The organism is Nonomuraea sp. H19 (assembly GCF_052068215.1).
Lineage (GTDB): Bacteria > Actinomycetota > Actinomycetes > Streptosporangiales > Streptosporangiaceae > Nonomuraea.
The window spans coordinates 76,362-93,610 of sequence record NZ_JBQHCV010000019.1; the positions used below are offsets into that span (position 1 = coordinate 76,362).

16 protein-coding genes are annotated in these 17,249 nt (G+C 70.9%); 4 read left to right on the forward strand and 12 right to left on the reverse strand.

All coding sequences use genetic code 11. From position 1 onward, the window contains the following. Positions 1–15 precede the first annotated feature (15 nt). From ACTMTI_RS35500 to ACTMTI_RS35510, 3 genes are all read right to left on the reverse strand, one after another. Complete coding sequence (locus tag ACTMTI_RS35500; RefSeq protein WP_441125057.1) at positions 16–573, reverse strand: helix-turn-helix transcriptional regulator; 558 nt, start codon at positions 571–573, stop codon at positions 16–18. After that, positions 570–1,700 carry a M20 family metallopeptidase gene (locus ACTMTI_RS35505; protein WP_441125058.1) on the reverse strand — a complete coding sequence of 377 codons (1,131 nt, stop codon included), beginning with the start codon at positions 1,698–1,700 and terminating at the stop codon, positions 570–572. Before ACTMTI_RS35505 ends, ACTMTI_RS35500 begins: the two co-directional genes overlap by 4 nt. 70 nt (positions 1,701–1,770) lie before the next feature. Beyond that, positions 1,771–2,733, reverse strand: a complete 963-nt coding sequence (locus ACTMTI_RS35510; protein WP_441125059.1) for an NAD-dependent epimerase/dehydratase family protein — start codon at positions 2,731–2,733, stop codon at positions 1,771–1,773. A gap of 322 nt (positions 2,734–3,055) precedes the next feature. On the opposite strand from ACTMTI_RS35510, the gene ACTMTI_RS35515 reads away from it, so the two are divergent. Then, positions 3,056–3,961 carry a LuxR C-terminal-related transcriptional regulator gene (locus tag ACTMTI_RS35515; protein ID WP_441125060.1) on the forward strand — a complete coding sequence of 302 codons (906 nt, stop codon included), beginning with the start codon at positions 3,056–3,058 and terminating at the stop codon, positions 3,959–3,961. On the opposite strand, the gene ACTMTI_RS35520 is transcribed toward ACTMTI_RS35515, so the two are convergent. The 5 genes from ACTMTI_RS35520 to ACTMTI_RS35540 form a co-directional block, all read right to left on the reverse strand. Next, complete coding sequence (locus tag ACTMTI_RS35520) at positions 3,962–4,165, reverse strand: hypothetical protein (protein ID WP_441125061.1); 204 nt, start codon at positions 4,163–4,165, stop codon at positions 3,962–3,964. It abuts the gene before it with no gap. Positions 4,166–4,309: 144 nt separating this feature from the next. Beyond that, a complete protein-coding gene (locus tag ACTMTI_RS35525; protein ID WP_441125210.1) occupies positions 4,310–6,352 on the reverse strand; it encodes a prolyl oligopeptidase family serine peptidase in 2,043 nt (680 codons plus the stop codon). 904 nt (positions 6,353–7,256) lie between these two features. Then, positions 7,257–7,847: a flavoprotein gene (locus ACTMTI_RS35530; protein ID WP_441125062.1), complete on the reverse strand. Its 591-nt coding sequence runs from the start codon at positions 7,845–7,847 to the stop codon at positions 7,257–7,259. Further along, complete coding sequence (locus ACTMTI_RS35535) at positions 7,840–8,763, reverse strand: LLM class flavin-dependent oxidoreductase (RefSeq protein WP_441125063.1); 924 nt, start codon at positions 8,761–8,763, stop codon at positions 7,840–7,842. Before ACTMTI_RS35535 ends, ACTMTI_RS35530 begins: the two co-directional genes overlap by 8 nt. Beyond that, positions 8,763–9,716 (reverse strand): T3SS effector HopA1 family protein, encoded by a 954-nt coding sequence (locus ACTMTI_RS35540; RefSeq protein ID WP_441125064.1) that lies wholly within the window; start codon positions 9,714–9,716, stop codon positions 8,763–8,765. The genes ACTMTI_RS35535 and ACTMTI_RS35540 overlap by 1 nt, the downstream gene beginning before the upstream one ends. 174 nt (positions 9,717–9,890) lie before the next feature. Between ACTMTI_RS35540 and ACTMTI_RS35545 the strand changes: the two genes are divergently transcribed. Beyond that, positions 9,891–10,034 (forward strand): LxmA leader domain family RiPP, encoded by a 144-nt coding sequence (locus ACTMTI_RS35545; RefSeq protein WP_176993506.1) that lies wholly within the window; start codon positions 9,891–9,893, stop codon positions 10,032–10,034. A gap of 278 nt (positions 10,035–10,312) precedes the next feature. Here the strand turns inward: ACTMTI_RS35545 and ACTMTI_RS35550 are convergent, their stop codons facing one another. Beyond that, complete coding sequence (locus ACTMTI_RS35550) at positions 10,313–10,456, reverse strand: LxmA leader domain family RiPP (RefSeq protein WP_176993506.1); 144 nt, start codon at positions 10,454–10,456, stop codon at positions 10,313–10,315. A 174-nt stretch (positions 10,457–10,630) separates the two neighbouring features. On the opposite strand from ACTMTI_RS35550, the gene lxmK reads away from it, so the two are divergent. Further along, a complete protein-coding gene (lxmK, locus tag ACTMTI_RS35555; RefSeq protein WP_441125065.1) occupies positions 10,631–11,737 on the forward strand; it encodes a class V lanthionine synthetase subunit LxmK in 1,107 nt (368 codons plus the stop codon). On the opposite strand, the gene ACTMTI_RS35560 is transcribed toward lxmK, so the two are convergent. Beyond that, positions 11,715–12,071 (reverse strand): hypothetical protein, encoded by a 357-nt coding sequence (locus ACTMTI_RS35560; protein WP_441125066.1) that lies wholly within the window; start codon positions 12,069–12,071, stop codon positions 11,715–11,717. The two genes, lxmK and ACTMTI_RS35560, sit on opposite strands and share 23 nt — an antisense overlap. Positions 12,072–12,150: 79 nt before the next feature. Further along, positions 12,151–13,629, reverse strand: a complete 1,479-nt coding sequence (locus ACTMTI_RS35565; RefSeq protein WP_441125067.1) for an AMP-binding protein — start codon at positions 13,627–13,629, stop codon at positions 12,151–12,153. 348 nt (positions 13,630–13,977) lie between these two features. Here ACTMTI_RS35565 and ACTMTI_RS35570 point away from each other — a divergent pair, with 348 nt between their 5' ends. Beyond that, a complete protein-coding gene (locus ACTMTI_RS35570) occupies positions 13,978–14,685 on the forward strand; it encodes a hypothetical protein (protein ID WP_441125069.1) in 708 nt (235 codons plus the stop codon). Between the two features lie 49 nt (positions 14,686–14,734). Here ACTMTI_RS35570 and ACTMTI_RS35575 read toward each other — a convergent pair whose 3' ends face one another. After that, positions 14,735–17,206 (reverse strand): helicase-associated domain-containing protein, encoded by a 2,472-nt coding sequence (locus ACTMTI_RS35575; protein WP_441125070.1) that lies wholly within the window; start codon positions 17,204–17,206, stop codon positions 14,735–14,737. Positions 17,207–17,249: the final 43 nt, after the last annotated feature.

Here is a 17,249-nt window from a genome sequence, read left to right on the forward strand (position 1 = left end):
GCCACAGGTGTCTCTTCACCGCATGGCCGCGGGAAGAGGATGGGACCTGATTGCTGGACGTGAATGGGTGTGACGCGTATGCATATTTCGAGCGGCGAAGATTCGGGCCGCCTTCAATCCCGCCTGGAAACGGCTGCGAGCATCGAGCCTTTCCATCAGGTCGGCGGTAACGCGCCGGACGGTTCGCAATGAGAGGCCCAAGTTGCGGGCGACGGCTTCATCGGTACAGCCTTGGGCGAGCAACTGCAGCACCTGCCACTCGCGCGGCGAGATGGGGCTGCCCGCGGGTGACGGCCCGTCCGCACGCTCGTGGCGCTCCGCTACGCCGGGCTCAGACCCGGCTGCCTGCGCCTCTGCTCGGGACAGCAGGATGGTCATGCCCGTTTCTGGACGGACCACCGTGAAGACGCCCTTCTCCTCCTGACGGAGCAGGCACAGCGCGTGGAGCAGGCGCATGCACGCGGCGACGCTCGCCGGGTCGGCGTCGAGCCGCTGTGCGATCTCCTCGATGCCGAGCTTCGGGCTGCCCTGCAGGAGCGTGTAGATCTGTGCGGCATCGACCTCCTGGGTCATGACAACCACCTCGTCAACGCGGCATAGAGGGTTTCTACGCACTCGTCCAGTTCGGCGATCTCGACGTACTCGTCGGGCCGCCGGGTCCTGGCGAGGTCGCCGGGGCCGTACAGGACGACCGGGACACCGAGCTCCTGGAACACCTTGGCGTCGCTCGGGCACGGATACTGGCACCACTGGAGGCCCTTGTTGACCTCCCTGAGCAGGTCGGCGAAGCCCTGGTGGCCGAGGCTCGTCGCGGCGAAGTGCGGCGCGCGCCGCTCCCACGCGGGCATCGGCAGGCCGGCCGCGGTGAACCGGCGGATCAGGGTGTCGGTGACGATGGAGAGCGCGGTCTCCTCGGGCAGCAACGGGGGCAGCGCCATGGCGAAGTCCACCGTCGCGGTCGTGGCCGCCGCGGAGTACTGGTCGCCGGCGTGGATGGCGCTCGGCAGCACATAGCGGATCTGCTGGCGGGTGGGGTAGAGCTCCTGAAGCGTCCGGTTGGCGCTGTCCAGTGCCAGGAGCGCGGTCGCGGCGTGCGTCGCGGCGTTGCTCTCGTCGGCTGCGTACGCCATCGGTCCGCCGTCGGCGTGCGCGGTGAGGTGGTAGCGGGCGAATCCGTACGCGGTGGTGCAGACGTGCCGGTTGGTGGGCTCGGCGAGGATGGCGAGGTCGGCGCGGGGCAGGTCGGCGTTCTGGAGCGCCTTGGTGCCGCTGCCGCCCAGGTGCCGGTCCACGGCGATCTGCACGGTGATCCGGCCGGTCAGCTCGGCCTGCCCGGCCAGCCGGCGGATCGCGGTGATGAGGGCGGCGATTCCACCCAGCATGTCGCTCGTTCCCGCGCCGTAGACCCGCCCTGCGCGGACCTCGCCGGTCTGCCAGAGGCCGGGGGCGGACCATCCGCCCTCGTCGGCGACGTCCTCGATGTCGACGTGGCCGTGGACGATCACATGGGGGCCGTCATCGGGGAAGGAGTGGGTGGCGGTGATCTGCGGGCCTCCCTCGTACGGGCGGATCTCGCAGTCGAGGCCGATGGCTTTCAGGGCATGCGCGGCGAGGTCGATCGCGGCGGCCACGCCCTGGCTCCGATGCGTGGGATGGCATCTGACCAGCTCCGACGTGAGTTCTGCGACGGAGAGACTCATCGATACACCTCCTTCGTCATTTGAAGGTAGCCAGCAGCGGATTGGGCGGGGAGGGAGAAGATGTCACTTGTCAGGCAGTGACCAGGTCGAGGGTCGCCGCGGTGGCGTGGTCGTGCAGGATGCACCGTGAGAGGCCCTCGGCGAGCAGGGTGGTGGCGCGGAAGCCGAGCTCGCTCGCGGCCCGCTCGATCGACGGGATCTGTACGCTGATCGGCCGGTGACGGCCGTAACCGCCACGGCGCCGGAGCTCGCGCGTGGGCGGCGCGGTGATGATGCTGGTGCTCCCGAGCAGCTTGATGGCCAGTTTGGCCGCGTCCCTGAGGCTGAAGGTCTCGCAGGAGGCGATGTTGTAGCAGGCGTGCGGCGCGGTGTCGGTGTTGGACCGGCACAGGGCCGCCACGATGCCGGCGGCCACGTCGTCGCAGTAGGTGAAGTTACGCAGCTGCGTGCCGCCGCCGGGCAGGATGACGGGGTGGCCGGTCAGGGCGGCGGCGAGCACGCGGCCCATGGTCGACTCCGCCGGCTGGCCGGGCCCGTACAGGCCGAAGGGCCTGATGACCGTGGACGCCCGGCCGGGGATCATGCTGAACTGCTCGACCAGCCGCTCACCGATGACCTTCGCGCGGGCGAGGCGGGTCTGGGGAACGAGGGGGTCGCTCTCGTCCAGCAGCCGGCCGGCGCCGTCGCCGTACACGTCGGGCAGTGAGCAGAACAGCACGTGACGGCAGTTCTGGCTGATCGCGGCCGAGGTGATGGTGGCGGTGCCGCTCGCGTTCGCCCCGTACGGCTCCGCCTCGCCCGTTCCCAGGTGGATGACCGAGTCCGCGCCGCTGATCGCGGTGTAGACCGCGTTCAGGTCGGTGAGCGGACCCTTGACGTGCTCGATGTCGATGCCCTCCACGGGCTCCGGTGGCGTGGTGCTCAGGACGCGGACCGTGGCGCCGGGGCGGACGGCGCCGATCCGGCGCAGAATCGCGGAGCGGAGAAAGCCGGTGCCGATTATCGCGATGGGACAGTCGAGTGCGGTTTTCATAGCGCTATTCCTATCTTCGCTGGATCCGGCCCGGCAGGGAAAAGCTGCCGGATGACACCGAATGTCGTTCAATTACTATGTGTATTCTTGTGGTTGCTTACTGTTACGATCATTGAAAGCCCTGATCGGTTCGCTATAGCTTTGTCGTCCGTGCAGTCGATTAGCCGATCTGGGGTTGATGGAATTGGCACACGGGGGTGGCGAGGCTTCGGCGGCGCAAGTCGCTGAACTCCTCGCTGATCTACTGCCTAGCGAGATCGTCCATGGCTACGCCGTACTGATCGATCAAGGGGATTGCGAGGAAGGCGCCGCTGCGCGCCTGGTGGGCTCGCCGGAGTTACTCGACAAGCTGCTGGAACGGGGGCTGGCTCATCGGGCGTTACGCACCGAGTGGGGGAAGACGGTGATCCGCCCGACGGATCCGACGCTCGCCTTCCGCGACGTCCTGCACGGTCTGCAGGAGCGGCTGACCGAGTCGAGCAGCCGGCTCATCGACGCGCATCAGCGCATCAACGACATCCAGCGGGCGTTCTCGCGGCGGATGTTCGAGCACGAACCCGAGGAAGCGGTGAGGGTGCTTACCGACAGCGACGAGATCCAGTCCCTGTCGATATCTTTCATTAACACCGCCCAGTCCGACTATCTGGGGCTCCATACCTGGCGCTTCACGAGGCCGCTGCGCAAGGAGGAGGCCCTTTCCGCGCCGGCCAGTGTCGTAGATCGCAAGGTGCGGCGCCGTTCCATTTACTCCACGGAGTATTTCGACAACGAGGTGGGCTACCACATCATCCAGAACGCGGTGAACGACGGCTTCGACGTCCGGATCTACCGGAACCTGCCGATGAAGATGAAGCTCGTGGACGAGGACGCCGCGATGCTCCCGCTCACGCCGAGCGGCGCGACGGGGATCGTGCTGATCAAGGCCCCCGTCGTGGTGAAGGCGCTGCGGCAGTATTTCGAGCTGCTGTGGACCAGGGCGACGTCCGTGGGGACGCCGGAAACTCCGGCGGCGAGCCCGGCCGCAGCTCGCTCGGGCTCGCCGAGCGAGCTGCAGCTGCAGCTGCTCAAGATGATGGCATTGGGACTGAAGGACGAGTCGATCGCCAACCGGACGGGCATGAGCCTGCGTACGGTGCGCAGGCACATCGCCTCGGTCATGGAGGATCTCTCCGTGGAGACCCGGTTCGCGGCGGGGGTGGCGGCGGCGAAGCGGGGCTGGATCGACTGATCACACCCAGGGGTCGTCCTCGTCGGGCACCTCGTCGTCGGGGTTGTCGTCGCCGGGCAGTTCGATGTCGACGCAAAGCTGCGGGTACCGGACGCAGATGTCGATGATCACGTTCGGGGTGGCCGCGTGCGCAGGGGAAGCGGAGAAACCGAGCGCGATAACGGCGGCGACAATGGCGAAGAAGAGGCCACGGAACTTGTTCATGGTGTTTCCTCCGTTTTCGTACTGGCCTTTGGTGCCTTCGTGATTCAGAAGATAGGCCGTGCCGATGCGCTGGAGGAGGGAGGAGTTGCCACCTGGCACGAAGTGAACAGAACGGCCCCGCGACAGTTCGTCGCGGGGCCGTCCTCAGCGCAGTCCCGTGTGCGCTGCGCAGAACGCCAGCACGTCGGCTTCCAGGGCGATAGTGCTGGTCAGGGCACGGGCTCCGTGGCCGACGTCGGTCTCCGTGCGAAGCAGCACGGGAGCGGCGTGGCCACGCGCCACGCGCTCCTGTGCGGCCGCCTGCAGGGCCGCGCACATCTTCCTGGCGTGGAAGGGATCGACCCTGGTGTCGCCTTCGGCGATCGTGAACAGCACCGCCGGGTAGTCCACGCCCGGGCGTACGTGATGGTAGGGGGAGTAGCCGTACAGCCACGCGAACTGCTCGGGGTCGGCGGCGGAGCCGTATTCGACGCTCCAGGCGGCGCCGAGCCCGGAGCGCTCGTAGCGGACCATGTCGAGCAGAGGAGCCGAGGAGACGGCGGCGGCGTAGAGCTCCGGCCGCTGGGTGAGGGCGGCGCCGACCAGCAGGCCGCCGTTGGAGCCGCCCATGATGGCCAGGCGGTCCGGGCTGGTCAGGCCGTCGGCGATGAGTGTCTCCGCGGCGGCGTGGAAGTCGTCGAACACGTTCTGCTTGGCGCCGCGCATCCCGGCCCGGTGCCACTGCTCGCCCTCCTCGCCGCCGCCTCTGAGTTGGGCGACGGCGTACACGCCGCCGGCCTCCACCCAGGCCAGCGCCTGCGGGCTGAACGCGGGCGCCATGGAGATGCCGAACCCGCCGTACCCGGTCAGCAGGCACGGGCGCGGGCCGGGCACACCCGGCGCGGACATGACCAGCATCCGCACCGGCGTGCCGTCCTTGGAGCGGTATTCGACCATGCGGCTCTCGACGCGCGGCGGCTCGGCGGAGCCGGGCGGGGCGGCCCACAGCGTGGTCTCGCCGGTCCTGACGTCGTAGCGCTGGACGGACACGGGCGAGGTGGTGTCGGTGTAGGCGAACCACAGCTCGGGTCCGCCCGGGGTGGACAGCGCGGCCGCGGTCCCCGCGCCGGGAGTCGGCACGCTGCCGGTCCGCGCGCCCGTGCGGGGATCGTGCAGGGTGAGCTCGGTGACGGCGTGCCTGGTGCGGCTCAGCACGAGCACGGGCCCGTCCGGGCCGTCGAGCAGCGCGAAGTCCGAGAGCACGGCCTCGGGATCCTCCGGGATGAGCTCGCGCCAGCTCTCGTGGCGCGGGTCGGCGGGGTCGGCGACCGCCACCCGGCCGCGCGGCGCGTCGCGGTCGGTCATGATGTACGCCCGCCCGTCCCGCCCCACGCGTAGCGCCGTGTGGGCGTCCACGCCCTCCTGGACCACCCTGAACTCCCACGGCCACGGGGCCGACACGTCGGCGATCCACAGGTCGTTGCGCGGCGAGGTGCCCAGGGAGGCCGAGATGGTGAGCCAGCCGTTGGCGGCGTTGACGCGGTAGTGGGTGGCCTTGTCCCGGCCCTCACCGAAGACCAGCACGTCGTCGTCCGGATCGGTGCCGACGCGGTGCAGGTGGACGCGGCGGTGGTAACGCTCCTCACCCGGTGGAACGCGCTCTGGCGGCAGCCGGCGGACGTACAGGAACGACGCGCCGTCGGGCAGCCACGCGATCAGCGTGGACCTGCACCGGTCGATCGGGCCGTCGACGACCTCCCCCGTGACGACGTCCATGACGGACAGCAGCGACTCCTCGCGGCCGCCGCTGGACAGCTGGTACGCCAGGAGCCCTCCGTCGGGCGAGGGCTGCCAGGCGTCGAGCACCGTCGTGCCCTCGGGTTCGAGCAGGACCCGCTCGGTGCCGTCCGGGTCCACGGTGTAGAGCGCCAGATGCTCCTGGCCGGCCGCGCGCCGGACGAAGAAGCCGCGCTCGCCGTGCCAGGAGGGCGGGCCGGCGAATCCGGCGCTGTGGAGCCGCGCGAGCCGCTCGCGGAAGCGCTCCCGATGGCTCAGGTCCCTCGCATGCTCCAGGAACAGATCGTCCTGGGCGACCAGCCACTGTTTGGTGGCGGGGTCATCGGGGTCCTCCAGCGGGCGGAAGGGATCGGCCACGGGGACCCCGTGGAGGTGCTCGACGAGGTCCAGCCGTGGAGCGGGCGGGTACATACGTTTCTCCTCGAGAATCCTGGCGGCGATGTCCACATAGGTCAGGAGCTGGTCGTCCCAGCCGACGTACGTGGCGTAATCCCTGGCGTGGGTCAGCACCCGCAGCGCGGCGAGGGTGTGCACGGTCTCGGGGGCCGGCGCGCGGCCGTACCCGTCGAGCAGGGCATCGCGCAGGGAGTCGTAGTCGAAGGCCAGCCCCGGCGCGATGCCGGCCGCGACGGCCTGTTGGAGCTCGATCAGCTCGGCCACGAGCCATCCGAGGTCGAGCCACCAAGGGCCGCGGCTGAGCGCCTCGCCGGTCAGCAGGACGGGCTCGGGGCCGGGCACGACCAGCGCCAGAGTGGCGGCGCCGTGCATCAGGACGGGTGGTCCCGCGCCGGCGAGCTCCCGGCAGAGCTCGCCCAGGGACGCCAGGCGCGCCGCCCCGATCCGCTCCCTCGCATGGCTTCTCAGACGCGCGGCCGGGGCACCGTCGTGCTCGCGCGGGTGTGCACCCGTCGCACGGCCGTCATCGTGCGGGGGCGGGGCCTCGGCGGGGAGCGGCGCCGCGAGCCAGGAGGTGAGCCGGGCGAGGCCGGGATGCGGCCCGGTGACCTCCGCGGGCGGCGGCTGGGCGTGCAACGCCGCCAGCGCCTCGCCCGTGCGGCGCAGCGCCTCCAGCAGCACGGGCCCCGCCTTGTCCGATCCGAAGGCGAGCCAGCCCGCCGCCGGCAGCGCCCCGCCCGCCCGGTACGCCGTGGAACGGGGATACGCGTGCGGCTCGAAGGGGAACCGCAGCGCGGGATGCAGGGAGCCGAGGCGGACGGCGGGTGGCGAGAGGTCGTAGGCGGGCCCCGGCTCACGGACCCACGTGAACCCCCTGCCGTCGCGGTAGACCCGAGTGATCACATGCGCGGTGGCGAACTCATTGACTGATTTCATGATTGCGACGGCTTTCCAGGAGGCTCAGCATGAGGGACATGGGCGCCGCGACGGACGCGTCGAGCTTGCCGGTGGAGACGCTCAGCCCGGGCTTCGGCGGCGCGATCACCACGTTGGGGCGGCGTTCGAGCGCCTCCTTGTGGCTCAGGTACGCGGGGCTGCTCAGCCCGTGCGGCGGCAGCGAGGGGGCCAGGCCGATCGGTGCGGGCGTGCATTGCAGGGCGAGGATCGCCGGGGTGTCGCCGAGACCGAGCGCCAGGCGGGCCAGGAAGTTCAGGCACGCCGGGTAGACGAGGACCGAGTCGGGCCAGTTGCTCCACTCGACGTGCGGCGCCCCGTGGGCGACGTGCTCGGGCCACTCGTCGGACGCGGCCTGGTGCCCGCAGATCGTGCTCAGCGCGTCGAGCGTGACGAAACGCTGGGCGCTGCGCGTCGCGACGGGCTTGATGACCAGGTCGGGGTAGCCCGTACGGAGCCAGACGAGCCAGCCGGGGATGAAGGCCGCCGACAGTGCTCCGGTGACGATGAGTAAGAGACGTTCGCCGGTGAAAGGCGGATATGTTCGGTCAGTCATTGTGGTCCTCCAGCGCGGTCAGGATTTCTTCGGCGTCGCTGATCGCCGCCGCGCGTCCCTCCGCCAGGAACACTCCAGAGGTGTTGAGGATGATCTCGTCCACGCCGGCCAGGAAGTAGTCGCGCAGCCGCTCGGCGATCTGCTGCGCGGAGCCGGTGACGAACAGGCCGCTGTCCACCATCGCGCGCGGGCTCGGCTCGAGCCCCGCCCTGCGCAGCATGTCGGTGTAGTGGGCGGCCCGCAGATGGTGGCCGGCCGCCAGCTCGGCCAGCCGGGCGGCGTCGCGGCCCTGCCGCGCCGGCGCGACGTGGACCACGGTCGCCACCCGCGGCGTCGCGCGGACGTCACCGGCGCCCTCGCGCAGCGCGGGCAGCAGGACGTCGCGTACGTAGGACGGCGGCGTCATCCAGGTGATCGCCACGTCGGCGCACTCGCCCGCCACCCGCGCCATGCCGGGGCGCAGCACCCCCGCGCCGAGCTCGACGCGCGGGTGACGCAGCGGCGGCAGGCGGAAGCCACGCAGCCCCTGCCCGTCGAGCAGGGCGCGGACGGTGGACAGGTATTCGCGGGCCATCGCGGCGGGACGCTCGTAGGGCGCGCCGTTGAGCACGCTCACGAATTCGGGCGCCGATGCGCCGAAACCGGCCACCACGGGGTGGCCGGTCATCAGCGCCATGGAACGGGCCTCCAGTGCCGCCTGCAGCGGATGCCGCAACGGCATCAGCGTGACGGAGGTGCCGGTCGGTACCTGGCGGCCTCCCCCCGCCAGGTACGCGACCACCTGCTGGGCCTCCGCGCGCAGCGACTGTCCCAGCCACAGCCGCGCCGCCCCGCCGCGCTTGACCAGCTCCGCGTACGGCTCCACGTCGGCCACGGCACCCGGCTGCCCGGGGAACATCACCGATGCGATGGCCATCACGTCTCCAGGGGCAGTCGCGGCGAGTTGCGGTTCCGGAACGGCGCCGCGGGGTCGACCCCGCCACGCAGCAGGGCGTCGAGGACGGCGACGGTCGCCGGAACCCCCTGCGTGGCGCTCATGATGAGCCCGTCCGCGAGGACCCGCGAACGATGCTCGCCGAAGCTCAGCAGGCGCATGCCGGTCCTGTCGTCGGCCGGGTCCCAGGCGACCGCGAGGCCGGGACCGACCCTCCTGGCGTAGGAGGACACGTCGTCGACCAGCCCCGGGAGCGCGGAGAGCGCCGCGACCAGCTCCGGCAGCACGGGCCACCCCGCCTCCTCCACATAGATCACCATGGCGTCGCGCCGCGGGTAACCGGAGGGCCGGGAGAAGGCCTTGGCCCGGTACGGGACCGGCCGCCCCTCCAGCACGCCGAGCGCGACCCGCCACGCCCCGGGCGTGAACGACGGGTCGGCCAGGTGGACGTAGAGCCGCAGGATGGGGCCGCCGCCCAGGACCGACCCCGCCGAGCCGTCGCACAGGAAGAAACCGGGGGACAGCGCCGGCCGGATCGCGTCCGCCTGGACCACCGCCCAGCCGTCGCGGTCGCCTTCTGCCACGCGTTGCGCGGGTACGCGTACGCGCACGTCGAGCAGGTCCACGACCCACTCGCGCGCGCCCTTCTCATGCACGGGCACGGAGACGGCCGTGTGCCGATGCGGCACCCCGGCGGTGAGAGCCTCCTCGAGCGGGAGGTGGCGCTCGCCCGGCCGCGTGGCCGGGTCGTGGGCGTGCCCGCTGTGGAAGGTCTCGTACAAGGCCGCGCTCAGCGCGGGCAGGAGCGCGCGGGGGCCGTCGGCCTCCACCGTCCGCTCGCCTATCCGCGCGCTGAGCCCGCCGGCGGCCATCTCGACCGCCTGCACCACTGACGCCAGCCTGGCGTCCAACGCTGTTTCGTCAATTGTCTGCACATTAACGGAGGGTAGGGGCCGTCTTGTTCTGTGCGAAGTTTTCTGGCACTCAGTGGCCGCGGATTGACAGCAGAGTGCCATTGCCTTGCGTGCCGCGGCGGCCGCGGGTCATTCTTGAGTTGTCCAAGACGGACACCGAAAACAAAAACAAAACTCCACTAGGGAGAAATTATTATGGCTGAGAAGGACCTGGTCGACGGTTACGAGGCCTACACCGACGCCGAGGAGCTCGCCTTCGACGAGGCCGGCGACGAGGAGTCGCCCAGCACCCCGTGGTGCATCGCGAGCATCGTGATCACCGCGTCCGCCGGTTGCTGACGCCGCCTCACTCCTAGTGCGCACGTGCACCCCGACGGGTGCGCGTGCGCACTGGCGTGTCCGCCCACAGGCAGCCGGCCATGACCTGCGGCCGACTGCGACTGACTGCGACGACACAGAAAAACGGCCCCTTCAGCGAACCTCGATCCACCGGATCGAACCTCACTGAAAGGGTCGTATCAATATGTGATCACGCCTGGCGCGTGGAGGTGAAGGTCCCGCTGGGGTGGTCGGCCGGACCGGGGGAACGGTCCGGCCGATTCACCGGTCATGTTGGGTCAGCAGCCGGCCGAAGCGGTGATGACGATGCTGGCGATGCACCACGGCGTGCTGGGCGACTCCTCGTCCCCCGCCTCGTCGAAGGCGAGCTCCTCGGCGTCGGTGTAGGCCTCGTAACCGTCGACCAGGTCCTTCTCAGCCATAATAATTTCTCCCTAGTGGAGTTTTGTTTTTGTTTTCGGTGTCCGTCTTGGACAACTCAAGAATGACCCGCGGCGGGCTCGGGCCGCAAGCGAATGGCAGCTTGGCGTCATCGGATGCCGGATGGTGCCAGCGCCATTGATAAAAGTGGCGGCCGGTTTCTAGCGTGGCTCAGTATGCTGAGAAAAGAGAAGCTCGAGGCCGCCCCGCTGGTGGCCGCCCCCGAGGTCAACGCGGTGCTCCAGCGCCTCGGCCTGGGGGTTCTGGACGGTGGCGGGGTCAGCGCGTTCGCCGGCCGCAACAACAACTGGGCGGGTCGCACGAGCAACGGCTCCGCCGTCTTCGTCAAGCGGCTCGACGGGGACCGCGAGGAGTCGCTGCTCCGCTTCAGGCGGGCGCTCGACCTGCAGGCCGCGCTGCTCTCGGCCTCCGGTGACGACCTGCGCTGCCCGCCGCTCCTGGGTGCTGACGAGGACGCCAGGCTGCTCGTCTTCGCCTGGCTGGAGGATGCGCGCGCGGGCAACGTCATGGCGACCGACGGCGAGTTCGAGCCGGACCTCGCCTACCTGTGCGGCCGCGGCATCGGGGCGCTGCACCTGCTCCCGGCGGCGGCCGACACCTCGCCGCATCCCCTGCCCCCGGTTTGGGCGCTGCACGCGATCCCGCTGACGATGTTCTCCTCCGCGCGCATCGCCGAGCTGCGGTACTGGGCGCTGTTGCAGAAGGACCGCCCGCTGGTGGCCGCGCTGGAGGCGCTGCGTGAGCGCGAGTCCCTGGTCGAGCACCGGCCCTGCCACGGTGACCTGCGCCTCGACCAGTTCCTCCTGGACCAGAGCGGGCTCTACGTCCTGGACTGGGAGGAGTTCAGGATGGCCGATCCGGCGCGCGACGTCGGTGCGTTCGCCGGCGAGTGGTTGCACCACGCGATCCGCAAGGTCAACTCCGAGGTGGACAAGGTCTACGGCCCCGGTACGACGCTCTCGCACGAGCTGATCGTGGAGCGGGGCAGCGCGGAGGTCGCGCGGGTGCGTCCCCTGATCGCGGAGTTCTGGCGCGGTTATCTCGACAGCGGCGCCCAGGCGGACGCCGACCTGGCGGAGCGGTCCACGGCGTACGCGGGCTGGCACCTCCTGGACAGGCTGCTGGCCACCGCGGGGACCCAGACCCGGCTGCGGGCGATCGACCTGGCCGCGGCCGGCATCGGGCGCAAGGCGCTGCTGGAGCCCGGCCGGTTCACCGGGACGCTGGGCCTGAGCGTGCCTAGTCGTCCAGCTCGCCGGTGACGCCGAGGAAGACGATGATGCCGATCGCGAGCACGAAGCCGAGCGCGCACAGGACCCAGCTCCAGATCACCATCGTGCGCGCGCTCTGGGGCTCGGTGCGGGCCTTGCTGAGCGCCAGGCCCGCCAGGATCGCGCCGGGCAGGCCGAAGATGTTGCAGCAGGAGACGAGCGTGAGCAGGTTGAGCACGAGCGAGACGATCGCGTTGGCGAACGGCCCCTCGTCGCGCGGCGGCGGCGGATGGCCGTAGCCATAGCCGTATCCCGGTGGAGGCTGCTCACCGTAGGGGGCGCCATAAGGTTGGTACGGATACCCCGACGGGTCTTGCTGAGTCATCGTCACCTCCAGACACGTCAACACTTATCACGGAATTGACTCGTGCCTGACCACGGTTGACGATCCTGCCCTAGATCACTCAGCTCAGCCGGGCCCGCAGCGCCTTGCGGTCGAGCTTGAGCACACTCGTCACCGGGATGTCGTCGACGAAGCGCACCTCGCGGGGATACTTCACCCTGCCGACCCGCTCGCGGGCCCACTCCATCAGCTCCTGGGCGGTGGTCGTACTGCCCGGCTTGAGCTGGACGAACGCCACGACCTCCTCGCCGACGCGCGGGTCGGGCCGGCCCACGACCCCCGACATCACCACGTCGGGATGCCGGTTGAGCGCGTCCTCGACGTCGCGCGGGAAGACGTTGAAGCCGCCGCGGATGATCAGGTCCTTCTTCCTGTCCACGATGTAGAGGTAGCCGTCGTCGTCCAGGCATCCGATGTCGCCGGTCCGCAGCTCGCCGTCGACCAGGGCGGTGCCCTCCGGGTCGGGCTCGCGCTCGCCCCAGTAGCCGAGCATCAGCGACTCGCCGGTCACGCAGATCTCACCGACGTCGCCGACCTCCATCGGCTGGCCCTCGCTGTCGCGGATGATGATCGTGTAGCCGGGCAGCGGCAGGCCGACGCTGCCGGCCTTGCGCCTGCCGGGCGGGTTGAACGTGGTGACAGCGCTGGTCTCGGTCAGGCCGTACCCCTCGAGGATCTGCACGCCCGGCATCCTGCGCTCGAACTCCTCCAGCACGTCCCTGCCGAGCGGCGCCGCGCCGCAGGTGAGGAAGGCCAGGTCCGGCAGCCGGTGCGACTCCAGCGGCTCGGCCAGCAGCGTCTGGAGCATGGCGGGCACGACGGTGCCGTACTGGACGCGCTGCTCGGCGGCCAGCTTGAGGAACGCCTTCGGGTCGAACCAGCGCATCAGCACCGCCTGCTGCGGCTCCGTCGCGTGCATCGAGGCGACCGAGGTGATCAGACCGTACGCGTGCGACAGCGGCACCGGCACCAGCACGCGGTTCTTGCCTTCCTGGTGGGACGCCTCCCAGGCGGCCTTGCCCACCCGCCACAGGCCGCGGTGGCTCAGCATGACGCCTTTCGCCTTGCCGGTGGTGCCGCCGGTGTACATGAGCGCGGCCAGGTCGCCCGGATCGCGTTCCACCGGTCCGTGCTCGGACGCGCGCTCCAGGTCGGCCGTGTCGATGTAGACCGGGACGTCCACGGCGGCGGCCCGTACGGTCTCCGCCAGCTCCGGCGACGTGACGACCGCGGTGGCGCCGCTGTCCACGAGGATGTGCCGCAGCTCCTCGGACCCCACCAGGTACACCACCGGCGTCACCACGGCGCCCGCGGCCCACAGCGCCTGATAGATCAGCGGCACCTCGGGAGAGGTCGCCATCATCACGACGACGCGGTCGCCTGGCCGGATCCCGGCCGCGACGAATCCGCCGCACATCCTGCGCGCGCGTTCGGCGAGCGCGTGACTGCGGTGCCAGACCCCTTCGTAGAAGATCGACTCGTGGTCGTCGAAGCGGTTCCATGACTCCTCGGCCAGCTGGCCCAGCGTTTGCTCGGTCACATGCACAACCTGATGTGCGGAAGGACACGCCGTCAAGCCCTGACTAGTCATTGTGGACGGTGTGTTACTGCACGGTAAATAGCCATAAATTGTCTCTATAGCCATTTGTGTTTTCTTGTCGCCCTCGATCGTGTAAACGTGGGGGGCCAAGGTTTGCTGGGCCTGCCGAGTGCGATGGAGGACATGATCGACATGTCCGCGTCAGTGGTCCCGCCCGTGAGAATGGCGCGAAATCGCTGGTCGGAGCGGCTTGGTGACGGAGCGCAACTATTCCGCTAAAAAGAAGAAACTCGTTAGGTCAAGATATTTTTCGTAGAAAAGTTTCCCATTAAGCACCGAGGTGACTTCGTGACCGACACGCCTGAACCGGGCGAGTTCGACCTCGACAACATAACGCTCACCGAGAGCATCCTGGCCATCAACGACCGGTTACGGCCGGTGGCCGCGCCGGTCACCGGAGACCTGAACCGGCGGGAGGCCGACACCCTCCTGTGCTCCTATCTGGAGCCGCCCTGCTTCCCCGACGCGGTGCGCCGGCTCGCCGTGCGCCACCTGCTCGTCCTCGTGGGCCAGGAGGAGACGGGCCGGCGATTGGGCGCCATCGCCCTCTTGTCGCGCATGTCGCTGGCGGAAGGCACGATCACGGTCCTGCCGCCCGCGCGCACCGCCGCCGACCTGCTCTCCAGGACCGAGTACAAACCCGGCCGGGCGTACCTGGTGCACGACTGGATCCCGGCCGGCGCCGAGCGGATCGAGCTGATCAATCTTGCCCGCAAGCTGGCCGAATTCGGCTCGTACCTGGTCATCACCAGGAACGGCGTCCCTTCCCAGGCGGTCGAGGTGGAGCAGCCGTGGGCCGCGCCCGACCCGGGGGAGCTGTTCGACCTGTGCCTGACGACGTTCGACAGGCGTGCGGGACTGACCTCCGAGGAGGTGGCGCGGGCCAGGGATCGGGCGGTGACCCTGCCGACGCCCGCGCAGGTCGTGCGCCTGGCCGAGCGGCTGGTGCGGGGCGAAGAGCCGGCGCGGGAGCTGGAGGGCGCGCCGGGCCCGTGAAGCGGCCAGGGGTTCAGAGGCCCGCCACGCCGGTGATGCGGTCGGGGGTTCAGAGGCCCGCCACGCCGGTGATGCGGTGCAGGGCGAAGCGGTGGACGGCGGCCCGGGTCTCGTCGTACGCGGTCAGGTAGCCGCCCTCCATCCTGGCCGGCTCCAGGATGCGCGAGGTCGCGTTGCCCTGCGAGTCGAGGTAGCCGATCCACACGCGCACGCCCTGCTTGATCGCATCCTGCAGGGCCGAGATCGTGGCCGTCGCGGGGCTGCGCGGCACCTGGCCGCCCGGCGCGTCCACAGGCTCGCGCCGCGCCAGGTGCGCCGCGTCCCCGGCCCGCAGCGCGCGTACGGCCGCCGCCGCCACCTCGGGGTCGACGCCGTTGGCGGACGTCACGGCGCGCACCGGCGCCGCCGCCTCGGTCCGCCGGCTGTCGAGCTGGGAGATGATCACATCGCCGTCGAGCGACTCGGCGACGGGGGCGTACCCCATCGCGCGCAGCGAGTCGACCAGCGCCGCCCTGGGCGACCGGGAGGCGATCACAGTGGGGGCGAGCCTGCGCAGCCGCAGCGCGGCGGAGCGGCGGTCGGCGGTGATCTGGTCGAGCAGCGCGGGATCGTCGCAGCGGATGTACGCGCTCGCCGTCCCCACACGGATGCGCCCGTGCCGCCTGGCCACGTCGGACACCAGGTACGACAGCGCCTGCGGCACCGGCGTGGCCGTGTGCCGGGCCAGCATCGACAGCAGTTCTTCGGCGCCGTGCCCCGCGTCGAGCGCGCGGCGGACCGAGCCCTCGCTGAACCGGTAGACCGTGGCCCCGCCCTTGGACTCGACGTCGGCGGTGAGCGTCATCCAGCGGTTGAGCTCGCTCGTGAGCGGCCCGGGGGCGACGGCGGTCAGGTCCGCCTGGAGCAGCACGTGATCGACGGGCTCCGGCAGCAGCGGCGCGAGCACGCTCGCGGGCTCACCGCCCTCGATCAGCGCCCGCCCGTGCCCCGACAACGCGCCCAGCCCGGTCATGCCGACCTGTTCGGCCTCGCGCAGCGCGAACTCGGTCAGCTGCTCGCGCAGCGGCCCGCGGCGGCGGGGCTGCTCCCACGCCAGCCGTTCGAGCACGGAGTCGCGCGAGGGCGCCAATCCCGGCGCCGCGGCCAGCACGCCCAGCGTGGCGGCCCGTACGCTCGGCGCGGACGCCCGGCGCAGGTCGGTGTGCAGGGCGTTGAGCGGCCTGTCGCGCTCGTCCCGCTCGCCGACCAGCCCTGGCACCCGGTCCATGTGCAGCCACGTGGCCGCCAGCGTCACCCATCGGTCCGCGATCCCCCTGACCCGCCACAGGTCGTAGCCGGGGGTCGGCAGCCACTCACCGTCCACGCCGCCGCCGGCCGCGATCAACCCGGCCGCGTGCGCCACCTCCACGACCAGCGCCGTCACCCACTCGGGCAGGTCGAGCTCGCCCGCCGTGCGCTTCATGTCCCGCACGCCCAGGCCACCGGTGCGCAGCACGCCCGGCGGCTCGATGCTCCACCGCTCACACAGCTCCTCGACCGACCTGACGAACGAGAACGCCTGCCCCGCCGCCGTCCGGTCGGCCAGCTCCCGGTCGCGCTGCGTCCCTTCCAGCGGCGGCGGCACGGCCAGCAGGCCCCGGTGCACCCGGCCGCCGCGCAGGTAGAAGCCGACCTCGCGGGGCAGCGTCACGCTCTCCTCGCCGGTCGCGGCCAGCAGCCCGCGGGCCAGCAGCTCTTCGATGGGGGAGCGGGCCGAGGCCAGGCGTACTTCGCGCCTGGCGTTGGGCACGCGGCCTGCCGGCGGGCCCCAGGCGAGCTGGTCGAGCGCGTTCCTGGCTTCGGGCGACACCGACTCGACCAGCGCGGCGGGATCGGCCAGCGCGGCCGCCAGCCGCTCCTTGCCCGTGCCAGGGGTGCCCGGCGCGATGTCGTCGGCCATCTCGTCGAGCTGCTCGGGCGGGTGGTGTCGGAACGCGTCCACGGCCCGCGGCCCGAGCCCGGCCGGGTCCTCCAGCACCTTGCGCACGCCAGGGCCCAGGTCGAGCGCGTCGTCGGGGCCATAGACGAGCGCGAGGTCACGCAGCCTGTCGAGCGCCGCGGACAGCGCCTGCTCAGCACGGCCGCCGGTCCGGCCGCGCTCGGCGGAGCCGTTGGCCCGGCCACGCTTGGCACCGGCACCGGCACCGGCGCCGGCGCCGGCGCCGGCGCCGGCACTGGCGCCGGCACTGGCCCTGGCGTCGGTGCCGGCCGGGTCGCGTTCGGCGGTCTCCAGGGCCGCGTCGATCAGCTCGCGCAGGCGTTTCTTCGGCACCGGGCCGCACTGCACGGCCAGCGTCTCGACGACGGCGAGCGTGAAACGGTCGAGCCGGTCGAGCACCCTGCCGATCGCCGACGGGCTGCCCGCCCGCGACGCCAGGCCTTCCAGATGCGCGGGCACCGGAGTGATCAACTCGGGACGCGCGGAGACGAGCGCCCGCAGCTGGTCGTCGGTGCGCCCCCTGATCCACTCCGTGAACTCCATCGTTGCCATGGTATGTCCCACCTGATTGGGGCAGCATTGCTTG

What these genes read in the sequence shown, in the direction of transcription:
- ACTMTI_RS35500 (WP_441125057.1), bottom strand. Translation starts at nt 573, where the DNA reads ATGACCCAGGAGGTCGATGCCGCACAGATCTACACGCTCCTGCAGGGC.
- ACTMTI_RS35505 (WP_441125058.1), bottom strand. Translation starts at nt 1,700, where the DNA reads ATGAGTCTCTCCGTCGCAGAACTCACGTCGGAGCTGGTCAGATGCCAT.
- ACTMTI_RS35510 (WP_441125059.1), bottom strand. Translation starts at nt 2,733, where the DNA reads ATGAAAACCGCACTCGACTGTCCCATCGCGATAATCGGCACCGGCTTT.
- ACTMTI_RS35520 (WP_441125061.1), bottom strand. Translation starts at nt 4,165, where the DNA reads ATGAACAAGTTCCGTGGCCTCTTCTTCGCCATTGTCGCCGCCGTTATC.
- ACTMTI_RS35525 (WP_441125210.1), bottom strand. Translation starts at nt 6,352, where the DNA reads ATGTACCCGCCCGCTCCACGGCTGGACCTCGTCGAGCACCTCCACGGG.
- ACTMTI_RS35530 (WP_441125062.1), bottom strand. Translation starts at nt 7,847, where the DNA reads ATGACTGACCGAACATATCCGCCTTTCACCGGCGAACGTCTCTTACTC.
- ACTMTI_RS35535 (WP_441125063.1), bottom strand. Translation starts at nt 8,763, where the DNA reads ATGGCCATCGCATCGGTGATGTTCCCCGGGCAGCCGGGTGCCGTGGCC.
- ACTMTI_RS35545 (WP_176993506.1), top strand. Translation starts at nt 9,891, where the DNA reads ATGGCTGAGAAGGACCTGGTCGACGGTTACGAGGCCTACACCGACGCC.
- ACTMTI_RS35550 (WP_176993506.1), bottom strand. Translation starts at nt 10,456, where the DNA reads ATGGCTGAGAAGGACCTGGTCGACGGTTACGAGGCCTACACCGACGCC.
- lxmK (WP_441125065.1), top strand. Translation starts at nt 10,631, where the DNA reads ATGCTGAGAAAAGAGAAGCTCGAGGCCGCCCCGCTGGTGGCCGCCCCC.
- ACTMTI_RS35560 (WP_441125066.1), bottom strand. Translation starts at nt 12,071, where the DNA reads ATGACTCAGCAAGACCCGTCGGGGTATCCGTACCAACCTTATGGCGCC.
- ACTMTI_RS35575 (WP_441125070.1), bottom strand. Translation starts at nt 17,206, where the DNA reads ATGGAGTTCACGGAGTGGATCAGGGGGCGCACCGACGACCAGCTGCGG.